The organism is Streptomyces sp. NPDC050485, assembly GCF_044458185.1.
Taxonomy (GTDB): domain Bacteria; phylum Actinomycetota; class Actinomycetes; order Streptomycetales; family Streptomycetaceae; genus Streptomyces.
The window spans coordinates 26,946-51,979 of sequence record NZ_JBITHR010000007.1 but is presented as its reverse complement, the minus strand read 5'-3'; the positions used below and the strand labels follow the sequence as shown (position 1 = coordinate 51,979).

General features: G+C 73.9%; 14 protein-coding genes. 12 read left to right on the top strand and 2 right to left on the bottom strand.

The window, feature by feature from the left end:
• Window positions 1–595: 595 nt before the first annotated feature.
• The 8 genes from ACIBK6_RS16250 to ACIBK6_RS16215 are packed head-to-tail and all read left to right on the top strand — an operon-like array spanning window position 596 to window position 17,388.
• A complete protein-coding gene (locus ACIBK6_RS16250) occupies window positions 596–7,504 on the top strand; it encodes an SDR family NAD(P)-dependent oxidoreductase (RefSeq protein ID WP_399051893.1) in 6,909 nt (2,302 codons plus the stop codon).
• 31 nt (window positions 7,505–7,535) lie between these two features.
• A complete protein-coding gene (locus ACIBK6_RS16245) occupies window positions 7,536–10,649 on the top strand; it encodes a beta-ketoacyl synthase N-terminal-like domain-containing protein (RefSeq protein ID WP_399051892.1) in 3,114 nt (1,037 codons plus the stop codon).
• The gene (locus ACIBK6_RS16240) at window positions 10,544–12,046 is read left to right on the top strand and encodes a 4'-phosphopantetheinyl transferase superfamily protein (protein ID WP_399051891.1); all 1,503 of its coding nucleotides are present in this window, start codon (window positions 10,544–10,546) and stop codon (window positions 12,044–12,046) included. Before ACIBK6_RS16245 ends, ACIBK6_RS16240 begins: the two co-directional genes overlap by 106 nt.
• A complete protein-coding gene (locus ACIBK6_RS16235; RefSeq protein ID WP_399051890.1) occupies window positions 12,043–12,396 on the top strand; it encodes a phosphopantetheine-binding protein in 354 nt (117 codons plus the stop codon). The genes ACIBK6_RS16240 and ACIBK6_RS16235 overlap by 4 nt, the downstream gene beginning before the upstream one ends.
• Window positions 12,387–13,244 (top strand): alpha/beta fold hydrolase, encoded by an 858-nt coding sequence (locus tag ACIBK6_RS16230; RefSeq protein ID WP_399051889.1) that lies wholly within the window; start codon window positions 12,387–12,389, stop codon window positions 13,242–13,244. Before ACIBK6_RS16235 ends, ACIBK6_RS16230 begins: the two co-directional genes overlap by 10 nt.
• Window positions 13,241–14,437 carry a glycosyltransferase gene (locus ACIBK6_RS16225; protein WP_399051888.1) on the top strand — a complete coding sequence of 399 codons (1,197 nt, stop codon included), beginning with the start codon at window positions 13,241–13,243 and terminating at the stop codon, window positions 14,435–14,437. Before ACIBK6_RS16230 ends, ACIBK6_RS16225 begins: the two co-directional genes overlap by 4 nt.
• A 43-nt stretch (window positions 14,438–14,480) precedes the next feature.
• A complete protein-coding gene (locus ACIBK6_RS16220) occupies window positions 14,481–15,539 on the top strand; it encodes a class I SAM-dependent methyltransferase (protein ID WP_399051887.1) in 1,059 nt (352 codons plus the stop codon).
• A 49-nt stretch (window positions 15,540–15,588) separates the two neighbouring features.
• Window positions 15,589–17,388 (top strand): MMPL family transporter, encoded by a 1,800-nt coding sequence (locus ACIBK6_RS16215; protein WP_399051886.1) that lies wholly within the window; start codon window positions 15,589–15,591, stop codon window positions 17,386–17,388.
• Window positions 17,389–17,491: 103 nt separating this feature from the next.
• Here the strand turns inward: ACIBK6_RS16215 and ACIBK6_RS16210 are convergent, their stop codons facing one another.
• A complete protein-coding gene (locus ACIBK6_RS16210; RefSeq protein ID WP_399051885.1) occupies window positions 17,492–18,064 on the bottom strand; it encodes a TIGR00730 family Rossman fold protein in 573 nt (190 codons plus the stop codon).
• Window positions 18,065–18,134: 70 nt separating this feature from the next.
• Between ACIBK6_RS16210 and ACIBK6_RS16205 the strand changes: the two genes are divergently transcribed.
• Window positions 18,135–18,848, top strand: coding sequence for a LuxR C-terminal-related transcriptional regulator (locus tag ACIBK6_RS16205; RefSeq protein WP_399051884.1), 714 nt, complete (start codon window positions 18,135–18,137; stop codon window positions 18,846–18,848).
• Here ACIBK6_RS16205 and ACIBK6_RS16200 read toward each other — a convergent pair.
• Window positions 18,842–20,098 carry an MFS transporter gene (locus ACIBK6_RS16200; RefSeq protein ID WP_399051883.1) on the bottom strand — a complete coding sequence of 419 codons (1,257 nt, stop codon included), beginning with the start codon at window positions 20,096–20,098 and terminating at the stop codon, window positions 18,842–18,844. The genes ACIBK6_RS16205 and ACIBK6_RS16200 overlap by 7 nt on opposite strands.
• 270 nt (window positions 20,099–20,368) lie before the next feature.
• Here ACIBK6_RS16200 and ACIBK6_RS16195 point away from each other — a divergent pair, with 270 nt between their 5' ends.
• Genes ACIBK6_RS16195 through ACIBK6_RS16185 form a run of 3 tightly spaced genes read left to right on the top strand, consistent with a single transcriptional unit; the run spans window position 20,369 to window position 24,996 of the window.
• Complete coding sequence (locus ACIBK6_RS16195) at window positions 20,369–22,159, top strand: carbamoyltransferase (protein ID WP_399051882.1); 1,791 nt, start codon at window positions 20,369–20,371, stop codon at window positions 22,157–22,159.
• 3 nt (window positions 22,160–22,162) lie between these two features.
• Entirely contained in the window at window positions 22,163–24,778 is a 2,616-nt protein-coding gene (locus ACIBK6_RS16190) for a condensation domain-containing protein (RefSeq protein ID WP_399051881.1), read from the top strand.
• A 5-nt stretch (window positions 24,779–24,783) separates the two neighbouring features.
• Window positions 24,784–24,996 carry an MbtH family protein gene (locus ACIBK6_RS16185; RefSeq protein ID WP_399051880.1) on the top strand — a complete coding sequence of 71 codons (213 nt, stop codon included), beginning with the start codon at window positions 24,784–24,786 and terminating at the stop codon, window positions 24,994–24,996.
• The last annotated feature ends 38 nt before the right edge of the window (window positions 24,997–25,034 follow it).

The window sequence follows — 25,034 nt, the reverse complement described above, 5'->3', positions numbered from 1 at the left end:
CCGGAACGGAACCGGAATGAAAGGGGAAGGGAAAACGAGATTCCGGAAGCCGGGAGGATTCGTCCGTACGGCGCCACTCTCGCGGAGTGATCCAGCGCCGCCTCCGACGGCTCGGAAGCGATTGCAATATGACGGCGCGTCAGATATGACGGAACGTCAAGGAAGGTGAGGAGCCGATGGGGAAACCGGGACCGCCGGGGACGGCGCGGCGGCATGCGGCGGGGCGCAAGGCGCCCTGGCAGCCGCTCCTCGCGATCGGTAAGGTCGGCCCCGCCGCGACCCCGCGCCACCGCACGTCCCGGCAGCGGTACGAGTTCCTGCATCAGCGCACCTCCCCGCATCAGCGTACGTCCGGCATCAGCGCACGTCCCCCTATCGGCAGCGCACGTCCCCGCATCAGTGCACGTCCCCGTATCGGCAGCACAAGTCCCCGTATCAGCGCACGTCCCGGCAGTGGTACGAGCTCCAACCGCGGTCCGGCGCCGTCGGACGATCCGCCCCCCGGCCGTCCGGCGGGCCCGCCGCCCCCGATCCCCCGGGGCTCACCGCTGCCGCCACCCCCCTCGCAGCTTCATCGGTCTGATTCGGAGTGTTCATGACGCCCGTAGCGCCGAACCCTGAACTTGTCATCGGATTGAGCCCGTTGGGCCTGCCCGACCCGCGTCCGGTCGCCGCGATCCGCCGGGCCGGCGGACTCGGAGTACTGGATCTCGGGGCGGGCGACCGCCGTGCAAGAGAGGCGCTCGTGCGCGTACGGCGCTGGACGGCGGGCACGTTCGCCGTCCGCGTCGGGCCGTCCTGCGCACTGACACCCGAGGAGGTCGCCGAGGAGTGCGGCGGCACCCTCCCGTCCGTGGTGCTGCTCGCCGCCGACGCCGACTGGAAAATCCGCCAACTAGCCGATGAATGCCGGGTATTGGTGGAGGCGGGAGACCGGGAGGAGGCGCGCCGGGCCGCGGCGGACGGCGCGTACGGGCTCGTGGCGCGCGGCAGCGAGTGCGGTGGTCGCAGCGGCGATCTGAGCACGTTCGTTCTCCTCCAGGCGCTGCTCGCCGACCCGGCGTACGACCTGCCCGTGTGGGCCTGCGGGGGCATCGGCCCGCGTACGGCGGCGGCGGCCGTGGTCGGCGGCGCGGCCGGGGTCGTCCTCGACACCCAGCTCGCCCTGCTCGTGGAGTCCGGGATCGCGGACGAGGCGGCGGCCGCGCTGCGCACGATGGACGGGTCCGAGACGAGCGTCGTCGACGGCGTCCGGGCGCTGCGCAACGCCCGCACGGGTCTCGAACTCCCCGTCGGCCAGGACGGGTTCCTCGCCGCCCGGTTCGCCGAGCGGTGGGGCACCGTGGCCGCTGCCGTGCGCGGGGTGCGCGAGGCCATTCTGGCCGCCGTGGGCGACCGGGCCGGCCTGCGGACCCTGGCGGCGGGCTCCGCGATGGCGGACGCCCTCGGTACCCGCCTGCCCCTCGTGCAGGGCCCGATGACCCGGGTCAGCGACCGGGCGGGCTTCGCGGCGGCCGTGGCGCGCGAAGGGGCGCTGCCGATGCTGGCGCTCGCCCTGTCCGACGGCGAGCAGAGCCGCGCCCTCCTCGAACGGACCCGCGGCGAACTGGGCGAACGGCCCTGGGGCGTGGGCATCCTCGGCTTCACGGACAGCCGGATCAGGGCCGAACAACTGGCGGCCGTACGAGCGGTCCGCCCCACGCACGCGATCATCGCCGGGGGGCGCCCCTCCCAGGCGGCCGACCTGGAAGCGGCCGGCATCAAGACGTTCCTGCACGTGCCGTCGGCCACGCTGCTCACACAGTTCATTGACATGGGCATGCGCAAATTTGTCTTCGAAGGCGCCGAATGCGGCGGACATGTCGGACCGCGCAACAGCTTTCCGCTCTGGGAGGCGCAGTTGGCGGTGGTCGAGGAGTACGTGGCTCGCGCGCCCGGCACCGCGGGCGACTTCCAGGTGCTGCTCGCGGGCGGCATCCACGACGAACGCTCCTCGGCCATGGTCGCCGTGCTCACCGCCCCGCTCGCCGCACGCGGGGTCGCGGTCGGCGTCCTGATGGGCACCGCCTACCTCTTCACGGCCGAGGCGGTCGAGTGCGGCGCGATCCAGCCGGTCTTCCAGCGCCAGGTGATCGCCGCCGGGGCCACCGCGCTCCTGGAGAGCGCCCCGGGCCACGCCACTCGCTGCGTCGCCAGCCCGTACACCGCCGACTACGCCGCCGCCCGCGCGCGGCTGCACGCCGACGGCACCCCCGACCGCCGGGCCTGGGAGGAGCTGGAGCGGCTGAACATCGGGCGGCTGCGGATCGCCAGCAAGGGGGTGGAGCGGGAGGGCGGCGAGCTGCGGCCCGTCTCCGAGCAACGCCAGCTCGACGCCGGGATGTTCATGGCCGGGGAGGTGGCCGTGCTGCGCTCGGCGGCCACGACCGTCGGCGCGCTGCACGACGCCGTGAGCCGGGGCGCCGCCGCCTTCACCGAGCGGCGAGCGGCCGAGCTGGCCGAGGCACTGGGCGCCGCCGAGGACGTCGTCGAGGAGCCTGCCGCGCAGCCGCTCGACATCGCTGTCGTGGGCATGGCCTGCATGTTTCCCCAGGCCCCCGATCTGGCGACGTACTGGGCGAACGTCGTCGGCGGCGTCGACGCGGTCACCGAAGTCCCCGCCGACCGCTGGGACCCGGAGGTCTACCACGACGCCACGGGCGAGCGCGCCGGTACGACCGCGTCGCGGTGGGGAGGCTTTCTGCCGCCGATCCCCTTCGACCCGTTCGCGTACGGCATCCCGCCCGCCTCGCTCGGCAGCATCGAACCCGTACAACTGCTCGCCCTCGAAGCGGCCCGGCGGGCGCTGGAGGACGCCGGGTACGGTGACCGGCCCTTCGACCGCTCCCGTACGTCCGTGGTCTTCGGGGCGGAGTCCGGCAGCGACCTGTCCGGCGCGACCACGCTGCGCACGGTCCTGCCCGCCTATCTGGGGGAGATACCGCCCGCCGTCGAGGAGCAGCTGCCCGAGCTCACCGAGGACTCCTTCCCCGGCATGCTCGCCAATGTCATCGCGGGCCGGATCGCCAACCGCCTCGACCTCGGCGGCGCCAACTACACCGTCGACGCGGCCTGCGCCTCCTCGCTCGCCGCGCTGGACGTGGCCTGCAAGGAACTCGCCTCCGGCACCAGCGAAATGGTGCTCTGCGGCGGCGCCGATCTGCACAACGGGATCAACGACTACCTGCTCTTCTCCTCCGTCCGCGCCCTCTCCCCGAGCGGGCGCTGCCGTACGTTCGACGCCTGTGCCGACGGCACCGTGCTCGGCGAGGGGGTGGCCTGCGTGGCGCTGAAGCGCCTGGCCGACGCCGAGCGGGACGGCGACCGCGTGTACGCCGTGGTCAAGGGCATCGGCAGCGCGAGCGACGGCCGCTCCCTCGGGCTCACCGCGCCCCGGCCCGAGGGCCAGCGGGCCGCGCTGGAGCGGGCCTACCGGGCGGCCGGGGTCTCGCCCGCCCGGGTCGGCCTGGTCGAGGCGCACGGCACCGGGACCGTGGTCGGCGACCGCACCGAACTGGCCACGCTGACGGCCGTGTTCACCGAGTCGGGCGCGGCGCCGGGCGGCTGCGCCCTCGGCTCCGTCAAGTCCCAGCTGGGCCACACCAAGTGCGCGGCGGGCCTGGCGGGCCTGATCAAGGCGGCGATGGCCCTGCACACCGGGATCACTCCGCCCACGCTCCACCTCCAGGAGCCGAACGCCGCCTGGGACCCCGCTACCAGTCCCTTCGCCTTCCACGCCGAGGCCCGGCCGTGGGCGGCCCCGGTGGCCGAACGGATCGCCGGGGTCAGCGCGTTCGGCTTCGGCGGCACCAACTTCCACGCGGTGCTCACCGCCCACGACGCGGGCGCGCCCCCGGCCCAGGGGTACGAGGCGTGGCCGGCCGAGCTGTTCCTGTTCCGGGGCGCGGATACCGCGGCGGCCGGACGGGAGGCGCAGTGGCTGCTGGGCGAGCTGGACGGCCCGGGCGCGGGCCTGCGGCTCCGGGACGCGGCGCTGGTGGCGGCCCGGCGCGCCGCGACCCGGCCGGGCCCGGTGCGGATCGCGGTCGTCGCGGAGAGCGTGGGTGAACTGCGGGGGCTGCTGCGGAATGCGGCGGACGGGGAGCGGGGAAGGGGGGTGTATGCGGCGGACGGGCCCGGGACGGACGGGTGCGAGTCGAGCAGGCTCTCCGGCGGGCTCGCGGCGGATGGGCCGGGGACGGACGGGTCCGAGTTGGGGAGGCTCTCCGGCGGGCCCGGGACGGACGGGCTCGATACGGACGGGCCCGATGCCGGCGGCCTCGGAATCGACCCCACGGTCGCCTTTCTCTTCCCCGGTCAGGGCAGCCAGCGCCCCGGCATGCTCGCCGAGCTCCTCGTCGCGTTCCCGGAGGCCGCGCAACTGGTGCGGCAGGGCGGGGCGTACGCATCCGCGCTCTATCCGCCCAAGGCCTTCGACCCGGGTGCAGCCGACCGTCGGCAGGAGGCGCTGAAAGACACCCGCATGGCGCAACCAGCCCTCGGAATCGTCGGCCTGACGACCTATCACATATTGGAGTGGGCAGGCGTACGCCCCGACATGGCGGGCGGGCACTCCTACGGGGAGCTGGTGGCCCTGGCGGCCGCCGGAGCCCTGACCCCGGACGCGCTGCTCGACCTGAGCGCCCACCGGGCCGAGTCGATCCTGGCTTCGCTCGGCGACGACCCCGGCGCGATGGCGGCGGTCACGGCCACCCCCGCCGACGTGGAGCGCGTCCTCGCCGGGGCCGGTCTTGGCGGCTGGGTCGTGGCCGCCAACCGCAACGGCCCCCGGCAGACCATCGTCTCCGGTCCCACCGCCCTGGTGGACGAGGCGATGGAGCACCTCCGGGGCGCGGGACACGGCGTGCGGCGCATCCCGGTCGCCTGCGCCTTCCACAGCCCGCTGGTCGCCGGCGCGGGCGAACGGTTCGCCCCGGTCCTGGCCCGGCACCCGGTCAGGGCACCGGAGTTCCCGGTCTGGGCGAACCGGACGGCCGCCGTCTATCCGGCCCGGCCCGATGGCGTACGAGCCGAACTGGTCGCGCAGATCGGGTCCCCGGTGCGCTTCGCCGAACAGGTCGAGGCGATGTACGCGGCCGGGGCGCGGATCTTCGTCGAGGCGGGCCCGGGCACGGTGCTGACCGGCTTCGTCGGCCAGATCCTGGGCGAGCGTCCACATCTGGCGGTCGCCTGCGAGCCGCGCCCCGGCGCCGGGCTGCGCGGCCTGCTGGAGTCTCTGGCGCGGCTCGCGGTCGCGGGTGTGCCGGTACGCGCCGGACGGCTCCTCCAGGGCCGGGGCGCGGTGACGGCACGGCCGGAGCCAAGCGGCTGGACCGTGGACGGCCAACTCGTCCGCACCCGCTCCGGCGACCTGCTGCCCGGAGCCCTCAAACCGGCCCGACGGGTCAGTCTGGAGACGAGCACGGTGACGCGCGACAGCGACTCCCGGCACGACGAGCGCGAACTCATCGCGGACTTCCTGCGCACGACACGCGAGCTGGTCGCGGCCCAACGGGACGTTCTGCTCACGCACTTGGGGGCCACGAGCGGTGCCGCCTCCCCGCCGCCGGTGCCTCCTCTCCCTCCTCGTACGGAAGCCGCTCCGCGGGCGGCCGTGGCCGAGGCGGCTCCGGCCGCCGGGGCCCCACGTCCGGTCGTGGTCGACATCGAGCAGGCCGTGCTCACCGTCATCAGCGAACGGACCGGCTATCCGGCCGACATGATCGAACCCGATCTGGACCTCGAAGCGGACCTGAGCATCGACTCCATCAAGCGCACCGAGATCGTCGGCGAACTGGCCCGTCACCTCGCGGGGACCCGCACCTTCGACGACGCGGAGATGGAGGAGCTGTCCCGGGCCCGGACGGTCGCCGCGATCACGGCGTGGATCACGGGGCACGAGAGTCCGGCCGAGCCGGAAGCGGCCGCTGCCGTGCCCGCGTCGGCCACCCCGGTTCCGCCCGAGCCCGAGCCTGTTCAGGGCGTGGCCCCGCGCCGCTGCCTCCTTGAGGAGACGCCCCTCGGCCTGCCCGCAATCCCGCCGGACCCCGACCTCCACGGCAGGCGCTTCGCCCTGCTCGGAGGCGGCGCGACCGCCGGGGAGTTGGCGGCCCGGCTGGTCGACAGGGGCGCGGAGGTCGTCGCGTACGACACCGACCGGCGGCTCGACCCGGCCGACGGCCCCCTCGACGGGGTATTCCACCTGGCGGCCGTGCTCCCTGGGGCCCCGTCCGACGGCGGCGGGGCGCTGCTCCCCGGGGCCTTCGAGGTCTTCCGGGCCGCCCTGCGCCTCGCACCCCGTTGGCTGATCTGCGGCAGGACCGCGCCCGGTGCCGGAGAGGACGCGGGGGCGGGGCTGCACGGGCTGTTCCGGACCATCGGGCGGGAGTACGGCGACATCGCCGCCCGCGTCGTCGACCTCGACCCGGCGGCCACTGCCGCTCGGCGGGCCGACTTCTTGCTGGCCGAGCTGTACGCCGAGGACCGCGCCCCCGTCGTCGTGCGCACCGATGCCGGGCGGTACGGGTACGCGCTCGTGGAGCGCGGCCTCGGCGGCCTGGCGCGGACCGGTGCGGGGCCCGCCGGGGACGGGGCCGCCGAAGCGGCGGCGCTCGGGCTCGACCGGGACTCCGTCGTCGTGCTCGCCGGAGGCGCACGCGGGATCACCGCGGACGTCGCCGTGGCGCTCGCGGCGGCCTCCCACTGCCGGATCGAGCTCCTCGGCAGGACCCCGCTGCCCGCCGGGCCCGAGGACCCGGAGCTCGCGGGCGCCGCCGACGCGACCGCGCTGCGGGCGCTGCTCGCCGCCCGCGGCGAGCCGGCCCCCGCCGCGATCGAGCGCGAGGTCAGGAACGTCCTCGCGGGCCGTGAAGTCGCCCACACCCTCGACCGGTTGGGGCGGCTCGGCAGCCCGGCCGCGTACCGCGTCGCCGACATGTGCGACGGCGCGGCCGTGGCCCAGGCCGTCAAGGAGATCCAGGCGGAGCACGGCCGCATCGATGTGGTGGTGTACGCGGCGGGCGTGATCGAGGACCGGCTCATCGAGGAGAAGGACCCCGAGTCGTTCCGGCGGGTGTACGCGACGAAGGTGGACGGCGCCCGCGCACTGCTCGACGCCGCGTCCCAGCTGCCCCACGGCCCCCGGACGGCCGTGCTGTTCGGCAGCGTCTCCGCCGTACTCGGCAACCGGGGTCAGAGCGACTACGCCGCCGCCAACGACGCGCTCGCGGGCCTCGGCGAGCGGTGGGCGCGGCGCACCGGGCGGCGGGCGCTGACCGTGCACTGGGGGCCGTGGGCGCCGTCCGGAGTCCACGGCGGCATGGTCACCCCGCACCTCGCCCGCGAGTACGCCCGGCGCGGTGTGGCCCTCATCGACCGCGAGGAGGGCGCGCTGGCCCTGCTGCGGGAGCTGGCCTGGGGCGACGAGTCGGTCACGTCCGTCGTCTACACGGCATCGGTCTTGTGACATGGCCGACGAGACGCCAGACACAGTTGATTTGACGGAGCGTCACATCCCCGTCGCCATCGTCGGCATGGCCGTCCTGCTGCCCGGCGCCAAGGATCTCGACGCCTACTGGCGCAACCTTGTCGACGGTGTGGACGCCGTACGGGAGGTGCCCGAGGGGCGCTGGGACCCGGTCTACTACCGGCCCGGCGACCCGGGCGGCGCCGCCGACCGGATCTACTGCCGGCGCGGCGGCTTCGTCGACGGCCTCGCCGAGGTCGACGCCGCCCGCTTCGGCATCATGCCCAGCTCGGTCGCGGGCACCGAGCCCGACCAGCTCATCGCGCTCTCGGTCGCGGCCCGGGCGATCGCGGACGCGGGCGGCGAGGAGCGGCTGCCCGAGCGCGGCCGGGTCGGGGTGGTCCTGGGCCGGGGCGGATACCTCAACCCGGGCCTCGTCCGTCTCGACCAACGGGTGCGCACCGCCCACCAGTTGACGCGCACCCTGGGCGAGCTCATGCCCCACCTCGCCCCGGACCAGCTCGACCGGGTTCGGGCCGCCTTCACCGAGACGTTGGGACCCGAGCACCCGGAGTCGGCCATCGGGCTCGTCCCCAATCTGGCGGCGTCCCGCATCGCCAACCGGCTCGACCTGCGGGGGCCGGCGTACACGGTGGACGCGGCCTGCGCGTCCTCGCTGATCGCGGTCGACCAGGCGGTGGGCGAACTGGCCGCGGGCCGCTGCGACATGATGCTCGCGGGCGGGGTGCACCACTGCCACGACATCACCCTGTGGAGTGTCTTCGCCCAGCTTCGCGCCCTCTCGCCGAGTCAGCGCAGCCGCCCCTTCCACGCGGCGGCCGACGGCATCCTCATCGGAGAGGGTACGGGTGTCGTCGTCCTCAAGCGTCTCGCGGACGCCGAACGCGACGGCGACCGTGTGTACGCCGTGATCCGTGGCACCGGCGTCGCGGGCGACGGCCGAGCCGCCGGGCTGATGAACCCCGACCCGGGCGGCCAGACCCGCGCGGTCCGCCAAGCCTGGCGAGCGGCGGGCCTCGACCCGCGCGCCCCCGGTTCCCTCGGCCTCCTGGAGGCGCACGGCACCGGCACTCCGGCGGGCGACGCGGCTGAACTGGCCACGCTGGCCGAGGTGTTCGGGCCGGGCGCGGACGGCGCGGTCCCGGCAGTCATCGGCTCGGTGAAGTCGATGATCGGCCACTGCATGCCCGCCGCAGGCGTCGCCGGACTGGTGAAGGCGGCCCTCGCCGTCCACCATGCGACCCTGCTGCCGACCCTGCACTGCGACGAGCCGCACCCAGCCCTCGCCCGCACCCGGTTCCGCCCGGCGGCCCTCGCCCGCCCGTGGGAGGAGCCGCTGCGCCGGGCCGCCGTCAACGCGTTCGGGTTCGGCGGGATCAACGCCCATGTGGTCCTGGAGCAGGCCCCGGGCGCCGTGGCGGCTCCGCGCCGGGCGGCCGTGCGCGAACCGGAGCGGGTGCTGCGCCTGAGCGCCGACACGGCCGAGGGCCTGGCGCGGCTCCTGGACGCGGACGACACGACGGTACGGGAGCGGGGCGACGCCTCGTACGCGCAGGGTGCTTCCGCCTCGTACGGGCCACGTGCCTCCGTCCCGTACGCGCAGGGCACTCCCAAGAACCCCGCCGCCCGGCTCGGCATCGTCGATCCGACCGCCAAGCGGCTGGCGCTCGCACGCCGGGCGGTGGCCCGGGGCCGCCCGTGGCGCGGTCGCAGCGACGTGTGGTTCGCCCCGCGCCCGCTGCTCGGGAAGGCGGGCGGGGGCAAGGTGGCGTTCGTCTTCCCCGGTCTGGAGGCCGAGTTCGCCCCCCGGGTGGATGAGGTGGCCGAGCACTACGGGCTGCGGCTGCCGGGCCGTGCGTACACCGAGGCGACCGACGTCGCCCGGCACGGGCTCGGTGTGCTCCGCGTCGGCCGGATCCTCGACGAGGCCCTGCGCGTGCTCGGCGTCCGGCCCGAGGGGGTCGCCGGACACAGCGTCGGAGAATGGGCGGCGATGATCGCGGGCGGCATGTTCGCCGCCGGCCAGGCGGACGACTTCTTCGCCTCCTTCGACCCCGACTCGCTCCGGGTGCCGGGTCTGACGTTCGCGGCGATCGGCGCCCCGGCGGCCCGGGTGGGCGAGGCGCTCACCGACTGGCCGGATCTCGTCCTCTCGCACGACAACTCGCCCGGTCAGTCGATGGTGTGCGGCCCGGAACAGCCGGTCGAGGAGTTCGTGGCGAAGTTCCGGGCCGAGCGCGTGATCTGCCAGGTGCTCCCGTTCCGCTCCGGCTTCCACACGCCGATGCTCGCCCCGTATCTGGGCCCCATGAAGCGGGGCGTGGACGCGGCGGAGATCCTTCCGCAGCGGGTCCCGGTCTGGTCCGGCACCACGGCGGCCCCGTTCCCGGCCGACCCCGACGAGGTCCGCGCCCTGTTCGTCCGCCATCTCCTGGAGCCGGTACGGTTCCGGCCGCTCGTCGACGCCATGTACGCGGCGGGCTTCCGCGCCTTCGTCCAGGTGGGCACGGGCCGTCTGACCTCGCTGATCGACGACACCCTCAAGGACCGCGACCACCTCACGCTCTCCGCCAACTCGCCCCAGCGCGGCGGACTCGCCCAACTGCTGCGGGTGGAGACGGGGCTGTGGGCGGAGGGGTACGCGTGGGCGCCTGCCCGGCCGGACGGGCCGCGCTCCTCCTCCGCCGCCCCGATCCCCCTCGACCTCACGGCCGCGCTGGTCCCTCTCGACCCCCACCGCCTGGACGAGTTACGTGCCGAGCTGCGCCCCCGTACGGAATCGGAGGCTGAACTCCCCGCCGCCACACGCCTGTTGAGCGACTCCCTCACCCGGCGCCACCCCGTCGCCGCAGAGCTCGACGCGCTGATGCGGGAGACGGTGGACAGTGTCACGGCCGTACTGGAGGGGGCGGGGGCTCCGGAGGCGGGGGGGGGGCCCCCGGCCCCCGCCCCCCCCCCCCCCCCCCCCCCCCCCCACCCTCCGAGCACCGCACCCGACTCCGCGTCTCCACCACCGCCATGCCCTACCTCCTCGACCACTGCTTCTTCCCGCAGCGGCCCGGCTGGCCCGATCCCGCCGACCGGCATCCGGTCGTCCCCGCCACCACCGTCCTGCACCACCTGATGGCCGCCGCCGAGCGTGCCGCGCCCGGGCAGCGGGCGGTCGCCGTGCACGACGTACGGCTGGAGAAGTGGGTCAACGCCATCCCGGCCGTGGATGTGACCATCACCGCCCGGCCGCAGGGCCCCGGCCGGTGGGCGGTCGCGTTCGGGCCGTACGCCGGCGCGACCGTCCACCTCGCCCCCGGCTACCCGGCCCCGCCGCCCGCACCACCCCTGGACGCGGCCGACGAGCGTCCGCCCTCCATCAAGGCGGCCCAGCTGTACGAGGACCGGTGGATGTTCCACGGGCCCGCCTTCCGGGGCGTCACCGCGCTGCGCGGGGTCGGGCCCGGCCACGTCCGGGGCACGATCACCACGCCGTCCGCGCCGGGCGCGCTCCTCGACAACGTGGGCCAACTCCTCGGCTACTGGCTGATGTCGACCCACCCCACCCGGACCGTGATCTTCCCGGTCGCCCTGGAGCGGGCCCGCTTCCACGGGCCGCCCCCGCCCACCGGCACCCGCGTCGACTGCCATGCCGTCATCACCTCGCTCACCGAGGACACCCTCCTCGCGGACGTCCGGCTCACCCTGCCGGACGGGACGGTGTGGGCGGAGCTCTCCGGCTGGCGCGACCGCCGGTTCTCCGGGCTCGACGCGCGCAGGTCCGGCGGCTACCCGGAACACCGCGCCCTCGCCGAGGCACAGCCCGGCGGCTGGTGCCTGCTGCGGGACGTATGGCCGGACCTGGCCTCCCGCGACCTGCTGATGCGCACGCAACTGGGCCGGGCCGAGCGGGAGGCGTACGGGGCGAGGCCGCCGCGCGGCCGGCGGCAGTGGCTGCTCGGCCGGATCGCCGCCAAGGACGCGGTCCGGCGGTGGCTGTGGGAGCGCGGCGAGGGCGCGGTGTTCCCGGCCGAGATCGAGATCGTGAACGAGGAGTCGGGGCGGCCGCGTGCGGTGGGGGTGCACGGGCGGACGCTCCCGGCGCTGGACCTGTCCCTCGCCCACCGGGGCGACCTCGCGGTCGCACTCGTACGCCCGCCGGGGCACAGCCCGCACTCGAACGGCGTCGGCATCGACATCGAAGAGATCGCGGACCGCACCCCCGAGACCCACCGCGTCGCCCTCGGCCCCCGCGAACTCGCCCTTCTCGGCAGCCTCGTCGCCGCCGGGTCCGGCGAGTCCGAGGCCCTGTGGTTCACCCGGTTCTGGGCGGCCAAGGAGGCCGCCGCCAAGGCGGAGGGCACCGGGTTCGGCGGGCGGCCGCACGCCTTCGAAGTGACCGGGGCGGCCCCCGACTCCCTCACCGTCACCGTCGACGGCCGCCGCCACCACGTCCATTGCACCCTCGTCGACCCCACCCATGTCGTGGCCTGGACCACGTCTGCGACGACCCCCGAGGAGAGCACTCAGTGACCACCAGCGAACGGCCCCCCGGCCCCGCCCCCCTTGCACCGCCGGACGAGGAGAGGGTCCTGGCCGAGATCGCCGGGCTGATCGTGGAGGTGCTCGGGGACTATGCCCCCGACCCCGCCGACATCCGCCCCGAGACCCTGTTCGGCGACGACCTGGAGCTGGAAAGCATCGACCTCGTCATGTTGTCCGGACACCTCCAGGAGCGGTACGGCGAACAGGTCAACTTCGCCGAGTTCGTGGCCTCTCTGGAGATCGACGAGGTCATCGCGCTGTCCGTCGGACGGCTCGTCGACCATGTGCTGCACAGCCTCGGCGCGGCCCCGGAAGCGGGAGCAGCTGCATGGTCATGATCCGCGCGAACGGTCTCGGCCTGCACGTCCAGCGGTTGCGCCCGCCCCACCAACGGCCGTACGCGAGCGTGGTGTTCGTCCACGGCGCCTTCATCGACAGCCTCGCCAGCTACTACTTCACCCTCGGCCCCCGGTTCGCGGCGGCCGGGTTCGACGCCGTCATGTACGACCTGCGGGGACACGGCCGCAGCGAGCGCCCGCCCAGCGGTTACGCCCTGGAGCACTTCACTGCCGATCTCGACGCCCTGCTCGACGAACTGGGCATCGCCCACCCCGTCCACCTCGTCGGCAACTCCTTCGGCGGCACGGTCGCCCTCGACTTCGTCGTCCACCGGCCCGAGCGCGTCGCCACCGTCACCGTGGTCGAGTCGGGGCCCGCCAGCCGGGCCTGGTCCCACACCATGACGTCCGCCCTGCGACACGCCGGGGACATGGGGGACGACGAGGCGCTGGTGTGGTTCACCGAGCAGTACGGGACGCTCTCCTCGACCCGGACCGGCGACGCCCGCCACGACGCGCACATCCGCCGGCTCGGCCGGGCCGCCGCCCGGCTCGTACGCTCCACCACCATCGCCGAGGACATGCCCACCGGACGGGTGCTCACCGACGAACAGCTCGGCGGGGTCCGCTGCCCGGTGCTCCTGGTCAACGGGCAGGAGGGCCTGGTGGCCGCCGAGTCCGCCCGGCTGCGGTCGCTGCTGCCGCACTGCCGGGTCGCGGTGGTGCCCGGGCAGAAGCACTCGGTCCTGGTCGAGGCCTCCGACGCCGTCGGGCGGCTCGCCCTGGACTGGGTCCGCGAGCACGCCGGGGCCGCGCCCGAGCCCAGTGGACCGGGGCCGGTCCGGTGAGCCGCTTCCTGTTCGTCGTGCCGCCGCTGACCGGACACATCAACCCGGCGGCCGCCGTCGCCGCCGAGTTGACCGCGCGCGGCCACGAGGTGGCGTGGGCGGGGCGGCCCGGGATCGTCGAGCGGCTGGTGGGGGAGCGGCCCCGGGTGTACGTGTGCGCCGGGCCCGACCACCTCGCGGGGCGGCCGCCCCAACTGCGCGGGGTCGCGGCCCTGAAGTTCCTGTGGGCCGACTTCCTCGGCCCGCTCGCCGAGGCGATGGCGCCCGGGGTGGCGGCGGCGATCACCGCCTTCCGGCCGGACGTGGTGGTGGCCGACCAGCAGACCGTGGCGGGCGCCCTGGTGGCGGAGCGGCTCGGCGTGCCGTTCGCGACCTCGTCGACCACGTCGGCCGAGCTGACCGAGAGCATGGCCGCAATGCCGGGCGTGCGCAGCTGGCTCACCGGGCTGCTCCGGGAGCTGCGAGAGCGCATCGGCGATCCGGCCGCCACGTACGACCCGCGCTTCTCACCGGCGCTCACCCTCGCCTTCACCACCCCCGAGCTGACCGGCCCGTACACCGCACCGGAGACCGACCTCTGCTTCGTCGGACCGGCGCTGGCCGCCCGGCGCTCCGCCTGTGGGGACTTCCCCTGGCAGTGGCTGGACCTGCCGCCGGGGACGGCATCCGTCCTGGTCACGCTGGGTACGGCGAACACCGACGCGGGCGGCCGCTTCCTCGCCGAGAGCGTTGCGGCGATCCGCGCCCGCGCCGGACAGCTGCGGGCGGTGGTCTGCGACCCCGGCGGGCTGCTCGGGGCGGTGCCACCCGGGCCCGATGTGCTGGTCAGGGCGGACCTGCCGCAAGTCGCCGTCCTGGAGCGGATGTCGGCGGTCGTCTGCCACGCGGGGCACAACACCGTCACCGAGGCGCTGTGGCACGGGGTGCCCCTGGTGGTCGCCCCGATCCGGGACGACCAGCCGGTCGTGGCGGCCCAAGTGGTCGGCGCCGGGGCCGGGTTGAGGGTGAAGTTCGCGCGGGCGGGGCGCGAGCAGATCGGCGCGGCGCTGGACGCGGTGGTGACCGAGCCGGGCTACCGGGACGCGGCCCGCCACGTCCGGGACGCCTTCCGCGCCGCCGGCGGCGAGTCGGCCGCCGCCACGCACCTGGAACAACTCGCCGCCGCCGCGCCCGTCGCGGGACACCCCCGATAAAGCCCCCGCACCCCCCACAGAGCCCCCACAGAGAGGGACGCACATGCCCGACAGTGAACGGATCGCCCAGCTCCGCCCCTCGTACCAGGACGAGCTGGCCCGTGGCACGGGCCGCTTCTTCCGGCCGGCGCGCACCGACTGCCCGTGGTGCCTGGGCACGGAGCTGCGCCGCAAGTTCCGCACCACGGACCTCATCCAGGGCAAGCCGGGCGAGTTCGTCCTCGACCAGTGCCGGGGCTGCGGCCACATCTTCCAGAACCCGAGGCTGAGCCAGGAGGGTCTGGACTTCTACTACCGGGACTTCTACGACGGGCTCGGCGCCGAGACGACTGCCAAGATGTTCGAGGGCAACGGCAGCAAGAAACGGTTCCGCCGCAGCGCCCGGGCCCTGCGGCGGGTCGCCCTGCCCGGCCGGTGGCTGGACGTCGGCACCTCGCTGGGCCACTTCTGCGCCACCGCCAAGGAGGTGCTGCCCGACACCGAGTTCGACGGGCTCGACATGGGCGAGGGCGTCGAGCACGCCGCCAAGGAGGGCCGCATCCAGGAGGCCTACCGGGGGCTGTTCGTGGACCTCGCCGACGAGATGGCCGGCTGTTACGACGCGGTCAGCATGTTCCACTACTTGGAGCACACCCTCGACCCGCACCGCGAACTCGCCGCCGCGCACACGGCGTTGGCGCCCGGCGGCCATCTCCTGATAGAGGTCCCTGACCCCGAGTCGCTGTCGGGACGGCTGCTCGGCCGGCTCTGGCTGCCCTGGTTCCAGCCCCAGCACCTGAACATGGTCCCGATGGGCAATCTGTGCCGGCGGCTGCGCGAGCTCGGCTTCACCATCGAGGTGGCCGAGCGCCGCGACGCCCACATCCCGGCCGACCTGGTGTGCGCCACCTGGTTCCTGTTCGACCGGCTGCTGCCGCGCGACGACGCACCCTGGCGGCCCCGCCGCCCGGACCGCGCCGCCCGGGCCGTTCGTTTCGCGCTGGTGTGGGCGGCCGTGCCGGTGCTGATCGCGGTGTACGGGCTCGACCAGCTGCTCAACCCGCTGGTACGGCGGACCCGGTTCTCCAACGCGTACCGGGTGATCGCCCGCCGCGACGGGTGAGCGTCGCGTTCATCACCGGCCGCCGCACCAAGTACGTCGTGATCGCCCTGTGGCTGGTGATCCTCGCCGTCACCGGCTTGTTCGCGGGCAAGCTGTCCGGAGCGGAGAAGAACGACGTCAAGTCGTCGCTGCCCAGCAGCGCCGAATCCACCCAGGTCTTCGACACCCAGGCGAAGTTCGGCTCCCCGTACACCGTGCCGGCCGTCGTCATCTACCAGCGCCCCTCCGGGCTGACCCGCAGGACCGGCAGGCGGTCGCGGCCGATGCCAAGGCGTTCGGCGCCCGGCACGACCTCGACTGTCCTGTCGCGGGGCCGATCACCTCCAAGGACGGCACCACCGTTCAGACGATCGTGCCGCTCGACCTCGGACCCGACTACTTCAACAAGTCCAAGGACGCCGTTACTTCGGTCCGCGCCGTCGCCGACCACGGCGACAGCGGACTGGCCGTGCACATCACCGGGCCCGCGGGCTACGAGTCCGACCTGAGCAAGGCCGTCGGCGGCATCGACACCACGCTGCTGCTGTCCACTCTGATCGTCGTCGTGGCGATCCTGCTGGCCACCTACCGCAGCCCGGTCCTGTGGCTGATGCCGATCGCCTGCGCCGGGGTGTCCCTGGAAGTCGTCCAGGCGCTCATCTACGCCCTGGCCAAGCACGGCGGCCTCACGGTCAGCGCGGACGGCGCGGGCATCCTCACCATCCTCGTCTTCGGCGCCACCACCGACTACTCGCTGCTGCTCATCGCCCGCTACCGCGAGGAGTTGCGGCGCCACGAGGACCGCCACGAGGCCATGGCGGTGGCCCTGCGCCGCTCCGGACCGACGATCGTCGCCGGCGCCTCCACTGTCGCGGCGAGCATGCTCTGCCTGATGCTCGCCGACATGAACGCCACCCGCGGCCTCGGCCCGGTCTTCGCGGTCGGCGCCCTGGCGATGCTCAGCCTCTTCCCGGCACTCATGATCGTCGTCGGCCGGTGGGTGTTCTGGCCCGCCAAGCCGAAGGCGGGCAGCGCCGAACCCAACGCCACCGGCCGCTGGGCGGCGGTGGGCCACCGGATCGCCCGGCTGCCCCGCACCACCTGGATCGTCACGGCCGTCGTGCTCGCCGCGGTCGGCATCGGCATGGGTCAGCTGAACTCGAACGGGCTGTCCGACAAGCAGTCCTTCACCACCTCGCAGGACTCCGTGCGCGGCGAGCAGATCCTCGCCCGGCAGTTCGACGCGGGCGCCGGCAGCCCGCTGGTCGTCACCGGCAACGCCGCCCAGGCCGACGCCCTTCACCAACGGCTGCTCGCCCTGCTCGGTATCGAGCCCAGCACCGTCACCCGGCCCATGGTCAAGGACGGTGACGCGTATCTGCAGGCCACCCTCTCCGACCCGGCCGACAGCAAGGCGGCGTTTCGCACGGTGGAGCACGCCCGCGACGCCCTGGTCGTCGTCCGCTCGGTGATGGTCATCGCCCTCAACCTGGACGTCGGCCGCCACATCTGGTGGCCCAGCCCCCCCGGCCCACAAGCGCGACGAGCACGGCCCGGAGGACGAGGCGCCCGTCCCGGCCCGGAACAGCGGCCCGGAACCTGCCGCCGGCAGATTCGACATGGCCCGACACCCATGCCATCGGGTACGGGCCGGGCAGACATGAGACCCAGGCCGGGCCGCGCTTCAGGATCGCGCGGTCCGGCTCTTGTGTGTCGGTGTACGCGGGCTTGGCGCGATCGGCGTCGTCGTCGCCGAGCCCGCGGACGCCGTCGGTCGGCGACATCCACGAGCGTCTCCACGGAGCGTTTCCACGGAGTGTCTCCCCAGATCGTCTCTACGGGCATCTATGGGACGTGGATGGCCCGTTGACCAGGCGGTGTCACAGTGGCTGCCGTTCCTGGCGCACCCCGGTGACCCGTCCCCGTAAGGACTCCATGCTCTCCATGTTCAAGGAAGCCATGAAGCCGACGCCTCAGCAGTACACCTCGGGCAGGCCCAGCGCGTCGAGCGCCGCCTCCGGTTCGGGCGCGGTCTGGACGATGGCCCGGTCCGCGGCGGAGAAGAAGCCCTCCTCGCTCATCCGGTCCAGCATGGCCAGCAACGGGTCGAAGAACCCGTCCACGTTCACAAGGACCACCGGCTTCCGATGGACGCCGAGCTGATTGCGGGCGGCGGTCTCCATCAGCTGGTCGAGGGTGTCGTAGCCGCCCGGCAGCACCAGGAAGGCGTCCGACAACCGGTAGATCAGCGACGTGCGTTCGCGCAGTGAGCGCACCACGAATATCTCGCCGCAGGCATCGGGCAGATGATCCTGCGCATACAGCTCATGGGGAATCACCCCGGTCACCCGGGCGCCCTCCTTGAGCGCCGCCCTGGCGATCACGCCGTTGGCACCCCTTTTCCCGACCCCGTAGATCAGTCCGGCGCCGCGCCGGGCGAGCGCGGCACCCAGCTCCAGCGCCGTCCGTTCGTACTTCCACCCCGTGCCGGGGCGCGAACCGCAGAAGACGCCGATGCGTTTGCTCGCGGAAATGGTGGCAGACAAATCCGGCTCCAGGGAATCCGTACTTCGAGGAAGGGTCACTGTGCGCGAAACGAGAGAACGACCGGGTCCCGTGCAGCGGTCATCCGGGGTGGCATCCGTACGGATCCTTCTGTGCGACGGCAGTGAACTGTCCAGGGCCGGACTCGAATCGGTGCTCGGCGCTCTCGCCGGCGTCGACGTCGCAGGGGTGGCGAGCGACGGGCCGCAGGGCCTCGCCCTCGCGGAAGCGGTACGCCCCGATGTGATCCTGGCCGACATGGATCTGCCCGGAATGAGCGGCACGGAACTGGCCCGCCGGGTCTGCGGGCCCCCTGCGACCACGACAACAGGGGCGCCCGGCACCGGCGAATTCCGTTTTCCGCGAGTGATTCTGATGACCCATGACATCGATGCCTCGGTGGTACGCGCGGCCCGCACCGGGGTGGCGGGAATACTGGTGAAGGACCGGGAGGCGCCGGAATTCCTCCGGGCCATCCGCATCGTCATGGCGGGCGACGGATATCTGGACGCGCGGGTCGCGGGATATCTCCTCGGCCATCTGTCGGGCCGCTTCTCCGCCGGCGCCGGTGGCGCGGCCGATGCACTGACCGTACGGGAGCGGGAGGTGCTCGGCCTGGTCGCGGACGGACTGTCGAACCTGGAGATAGCCGCCCAGCTGTTCATCGGCGAGCCCACCGTGAAGTACCACGTCTCCCAGCTGCTGCGGAAACTCGATCTGCGGGACCGGCTCCAGGCCGCGGCCTTCGCCTACCGCCACGGGCTCGCGGGCCGCCGCGCTCAGTGAGCGGTGGCGGACGGGCCGGGCAGTGAGGCCGAGACCCGCCACACCAGGCCCACCGAGGCGGCCATGATGAGCGCGAGCAGTATGAACAGGGCCCTGGGCGAGGCGAGTTGGGCGATCGCGCCGCCCGCGAGCGCCCCCAGCGGACGGGCCGCCAGCGACAGCATCCGGCTGCCCGCGGTCACCCGCCCCAGCATGCTCTCGTGCACCAACGACTGCCGGAAGGACACCGTGAAGATGCCGCCCACCGCGGTCACGAACCCGGAGACCGCGAGCGCCGCACCGACCGCGAACGGGTTGGCGAGCACCGCGGGAGCGCCGAAGCAGAGGGTCAGCCCGCCGGTCATGAGCAGCAGGACCGTCCGGCCGCGCAGCCGCCCGATGACCCGGTCGGCACAGACCGACCCCAGCACCGCGCCGGCCGCGGCGGCGGTGATGAGGAGGCTGTAGCCGAACTCCGACAGGCCGAGCGCGGAGGACGAGCCGACCGCGAACACCACGAACACCGAGAAGAAGGCCATGTTCGCGAACTGCGAGCAGCTCTGGAACAGGGCGATCTGGAACAGCGCCTTGTCGCGCCACAGCTCCTTGACTCCGGCCTTCACGTCGGCCATGACGGAGCTCCGGGTCGTCGTGTGGTGCTGTGCGGTGAACCGTCCGCTGAGCGGCAGCAGCACCACCACGGCCGCGAGATACAGCCCGGCCGGGGTGTAGAGCGCGACCGCCGTCGCCACCCCCAGCAGCGCGGCGCCCAGCGGAGCGCCGACGAAGTCGTTGAGCACGGTCTGGGTGCCGTAGATGAGACTGTTGGCGCGGCTCAGCCGCTCCTTCTCCACCACCATCGGGACCAGCGCCTGCTCGGCGGTGTCGGTGACGGTCTCCGCGATTCCGATGAGGAACGCCGCCGCGTACAGCATGGGCAGATGGAGGCCGCCCAGGCTCGCGGTCACCGCGAGGGCCAGCATGCAGGTGCCGCGGATCAGATTCGCGTGCATGGTGAGCCTCTTGCGGTTGAACCGGTCCACCAGGACGCCGGCCAGCAGACCGATCGCGAATCCGGCCAGCGTCTGCGCGACGCGGATTCCCGATATGAGCGTCGGTGAGCGGGTCAGATCGAGGGCGACCAGCGGCAGCACCATCAGATACAGGCCGTCGGCCAGGGCCGAGAACGTGGTGGCGGTCCACAGTCTCGCGAATCCGGTCCGGCGCAGGGTGGCCGGACCATCGGACTCAATGGGTGACTCGGTGACCATATGTTTCCTCGGGCATCCTGGCTGGTTGGCTGAAGCTTCGGACGGGCGACTGCCACGTGCCGGCATTCCGCAGCGGAAATCGGGTCGCCCACGGCTGCCACCTGCCAGAAAGTACCGCCGCCCGGCAGCCAACTCCCCATCCCGGGGACGGGGTTCATTCCCCGCCTCGGGGCGGGGGACGGGCTCCGCCGGGCCCGCCTACTGTCACCCCAGTTGGTCTTCGTGGACCGGTGCGCTTTGTGGTGCGGTACGACATCGAGGCGGGAGCCCATGCGAGTCATCGGAATCAGCGGCATGTACAACAGCATCGATTTCAAGCGGCGTCGGCTGCCCGGGCTCGACCCCCGGCACTACCGAATCGTCCAGGGCCTGGATTCGGCGGCCGCACTCGTCACCGATGACGGCGTGGTGGCGGCCGCCGCCGAGGAGCGGTTCACTGGAGAGAAGACCACCGGCGCCTTTCCCGTCCGCGCCATCGAATTCTGTCTGCGGCAGGCCGGCCTCGACATGGCCGACGTGGACCACGTCGCCCACGGCTTCGACTACCGCCACTCCGAGGTCGACGAGGTCGGCGACTACACCCGCGACCGTTTCCACGAGGTGCACTCGCCCGAGGTGGCACGCGCCCAACTCGCCTCCCGTTGGCCGGACGTGGACTGGTCGACCCGCTTCGTTCCGGTGTCCCACCACATGGCCCACGCGGCCAGCACCTACCACCTGAGCGGCTTCGACGAGGCGCTGATCCTGGTGGCCGACGGCATGGGCGAGACCGAGAGCCTCACCGTGGCCGTCGGCCGCGGCCGCGACATGGAGCCCGTGCACAAGGTGTCGGCGCTGCACTCGCTGGGCGCCCTCTACGGCGCCGCCACCCTCCACCTCGGCTTCGAGTACGCGATGGACGAGTACAAGGTGATGGGCCTGGCGCCCTACGGCGACCGCGAACGCCACGCCGAACAGCTCGGCGAGCTGGTGCGGCTCGGCGCCAAGGGGACGTACACGATCCCCCTGCTCGGCGAGAACCGCGGGTGGCGCGAACAGGAGACCCAGGCCGGCGCCCTGCGCGAGCTGACCCGCGTCTTCGGTCCGCCCCGCGCGCCCGGCGAGCCGCTCGAACAGCGCCACATGGACATGGCGGCCGCCGTCCAGACGGCCCTGGAGCTGACCCTGACCCACGTCCTGCGGCACTTCGCCGAGGAGACCGGGCTGCGCCGGCTGTGCCTGGCCGGGGGCGTGGCCCTCAACTGCACGGCGAACGGCCTGATTTCGCGCAGTAGCCTCTTCGACGACGTCTTCGTGCAGCCCGCCGCCGGCGACGACGGATCCGCACTCGGCGCCGCCCTCCACGTCCACCAGCAGCGGGCCCGGGCGGATGTGCGCGGCCGGATGACGATGCCGTACTGGGGGCCCGAGTACGGCGCCGACGAGATCGCGACGCTGCTGGTCGGGACGGACGGGTGCAGCGCGCGCCGCTACGAGGAGGCGCCGCAGCTCGTCGGCGACGTCGCCCGGCTGCTCGCCGACGGCGACGTGGTCGCCTGGTTCCAGGGCCGCATGGAGTTCGGCCCGCGCGCCCTCGGCAACCGCAGCATCCTCGCCGACCCACGCGACCCCGGCATGCGCGACCGCCTCAACACGCTGGTCAAACAGCGCGAGGACTTCCGCCCGTTCGCCCCCGTGGCGCGCGAGGAGGACGTCCACCGCTTCTTCGACGTCGCCGACGGCAGCCCCGCCCGCTACGCCCACATGCTGTTCGTGGTGCGGACCAAGGAGGAGTACCGCACCGCCCTGCCCGCGGTGACCCACGTCGACGGCACCGCCCGCATCCAGATCGTGCGCCGTGCCGACAACGAGCGGCTGTGGGAACTCATCGGCGCCTTCGGAGAGTTGACCGGCATTCCCGTGCTGCTCAACACCTCCTTCAACCTGCGCGGCCAGCCGGTCATCTGCGACCCGGCGGAAGCGCTGCGCACCTATCTGCGCTCCCGGCTCGACCACCTCGTGCTCGGCGACAACCTCGTGGCGCGGGTGACGACCCCGGCCCGTCAGGCCGAAGGGCGCTGACCGTTGAACGCGCACTCCGCCGGGCCCCGGCCCAGAACCCCGGCCGTCGGCCTGCCCCCGGACCGGCCGGCGCCCCTCGTGCCGCAGTACTTCCGGGACCGCTGCGCCACCCCGTGGCCCAGCCCGTCGCTCGACCGGCTCACCATCGTGGTCCTGGCGGTGCTGCGCCGCACCACAGGACGTACCGAGGCGGCCGTCGGTGTCCTGCGCGAGGGCGCGGCGGGGCTGGAGCTGATCGAGGTGTCCGGCGAGCTCGCGGCCGGCGGCCCGCCCGCCGCGACGCCCCCGCCGCTGGTCGTCACCGACCTTCCGGCGGCCGACGCGCCGCTGCGGACCGGCCATGGCGTGGTGCTGCGGCTCGCACCGGACACGCTGACCGCCGACTACGACGGCGACCGCCACTCGGCCGACGGCATCAAGGGCTTCCTGGCGGACCTGGCCGCCGTGCGGGACATCCTCGAACGCGACCCGGGCACCCCCGACGCCGAACTGCCCGTGGCCCCTCGCACCGAGGCCGTCCGGACGGCGCCCGCGCGCCCCGCCCCCGAACGGCAGCCGCCCATCGGCCCGGTGGAGGGCGCGGTGGCCCGGCTCTGGGCGGAGCTCCTCGATCTCGCCGACCACCGCTCCATCGGCCGCGACGAGAGCTTCTTCGCGCTCGGCGGCGGCTCGCTGGCCGCGGTCCGCGCCGCCAACCGGCTGCGCGAACGGTTCGGCATCGGCCACGCAAGGGAGCTGCTGTCCAGCGCCGTCACGGTGCGCACGGTGGCCGAGGTGGTCGAGCAGGCCCTCGCCGACCGCGACGACCCGCCGGCAGCGGCGCCGCCCGCGCCCCGGCCCGAGGGGGCCGCGCCCGCGGTGTCGTACGCACAGGAACGCATCTGGCTGTTCGAGCAGTGGTCGCCCGGCACCGCCGCCTACCACATGCCCTGGGCCCTGCGGATCCACGGACCGCTGGATGAGACCCTGCTGCGGCAGGCCCTCGAAGCGGTGCTGGGCCGGCACGAGGTGCTGCGCACCGTGTTCCGCGACGACGGCGGCGCGCCCCGGGCGGCCGTCCACGCGGAGCCCCGGCTGCCGTGGGTGCGGCACGACCTGTCGGCCACCGAGGAGGGCGGGCGCGCGGGCGCGGCCGATCGGCTGATGGCCCGGAGCACCCGGGAGCCCTTCGACCTCGAAGCCGGCCCGCTGGTCCGCGCCGACCTGCTGCACCTCTCCGCCCACCGGCACGTCCTGCTGCTCAATGTGCACCACCTGGTGCACGACGGCTGGTCGTTCGGGGTGCTGCTCGCCGAACTCGCCGAAGGCTACGACGCGGCCGCGGTGGGCCGTGCGCCGCGACTGCCGGCGCTGCCGGTGCAGTACGGCGACGTCGCCACCCGGGAGCGCGCCGCGCTGAGCGACGACGTCCTCGACGAGGCCCTGCGCTTCTGGCGCGGGGAGCTGGCCGGCGCCCCGGCCCTGCTCGACCTCCCGGCGGACCGGCCCCGGCCCGCCGCGCCGAGCCACGCCGGGGGCACCGTGCCGTTCGCCCTGCCCGACGAACTGACCGGCAGAGTAAGGGAGTTCGCCAGGGCGCGCGGCACCACTGCGTACCCGGTGCTGCTCACGGCGTTCCAGGCGCTGCTGCATCACCGCTCGGGCCTGCCCGACCTGGTCGTCGGCACCAATGTGGCACTGCGGGACCGGCTGGCCGCCGAGCAGCTGATCGGGCCGCTGTTCACCATGCTGCCGCTGCGCAGCGACGCGGCGGGCGACCCGGACTTCGAGGAGCTGCTCGACCGCACCCGGGCCCGGATCCTCGCCGCGTTCGGCCGCAAGGAGGTCCCCTTCGACGTCCTGGTCGGGCGGCTCCAACCGGAGCGCCGGCCCGGCCGCTCGCCCGTCTACCAGGTCGCCTTCGAGCTCGCCGAGGAGGCGCGGGTGGCCGCCCCCGGCGGCTTGGCCTGGTCGCACGAGCTGGTCGGCACCGGCGCCGCCAAGCTCGATCTGATCCTGACCGTCACCGAGCGCGGGGCGGCGGCCGACGGCCTGTTCAGCTACGCCACCGATCTGTTCGACCGGGCCAGGATCGAGCGGCTCGCGGCGGACTACCTCGCGCTCCTGTCGGCCCTCCTCGACCAGCCGGACGCGCCGGTCGGCAAGGTGACCGACCGGACCCTGGGCGCGGCGCCCGGGGGCCGGACCCAGGACGAACCACCGCTGGAACAACCGGAGTCGGCCGCCGCCGACGGCCCGGTGGCGAGCGTGCTCGCCGGGCTGTGGGCCGAAGTCCTCGACCTGCCTCGGGAGTCCGTCGGGCCGCACAGCGACTTCTTCGCGCTGGGCGGCCGCTCCCTGGACGCGCTGCGGCTCAACTCCCGGCTCCGCGAGACCCTGCGGGTCAAGGTCGCGGCCGCCGACCTGTTCCGCGCACCGACCGTCCGGGCGCTGACCGCGGTCGTCACGGCCCACGCCGCCGACCCGGAGCTGTTGCGGCGGGTGGCCGGGGCGGTGCTGCGGATGTGGGCGATGACCCCGCAGGAGCGCCGCGAACTACTGGCCCGGGCGGGCTGCGCCGCTGACGGCGGCCGGGAACGGGCGCATGACCACAACAGCCATGACACGAGCGGGGAGTGACCGCGATGAGCGAGACCGAGCTGGCCTACAAGGTGGTTCTGAACAGCGAGGAGCAGTACTCGGTATGGCCGGCGGAGCGGGCGAACCCCGCCGGATGGTTCGACGAGGGCACCCGCGGCACCCTGCCCGAATGCCTTGAGCACATTGACGAGACCTGGACGGACATGCGCCCGCGCAGCGTCCGCGAGCGCCTGGCGGCGGCCACCCCCGCCGACTGACCGGCACTCGCACCGCCACCCTGTACCACCACCCGAGT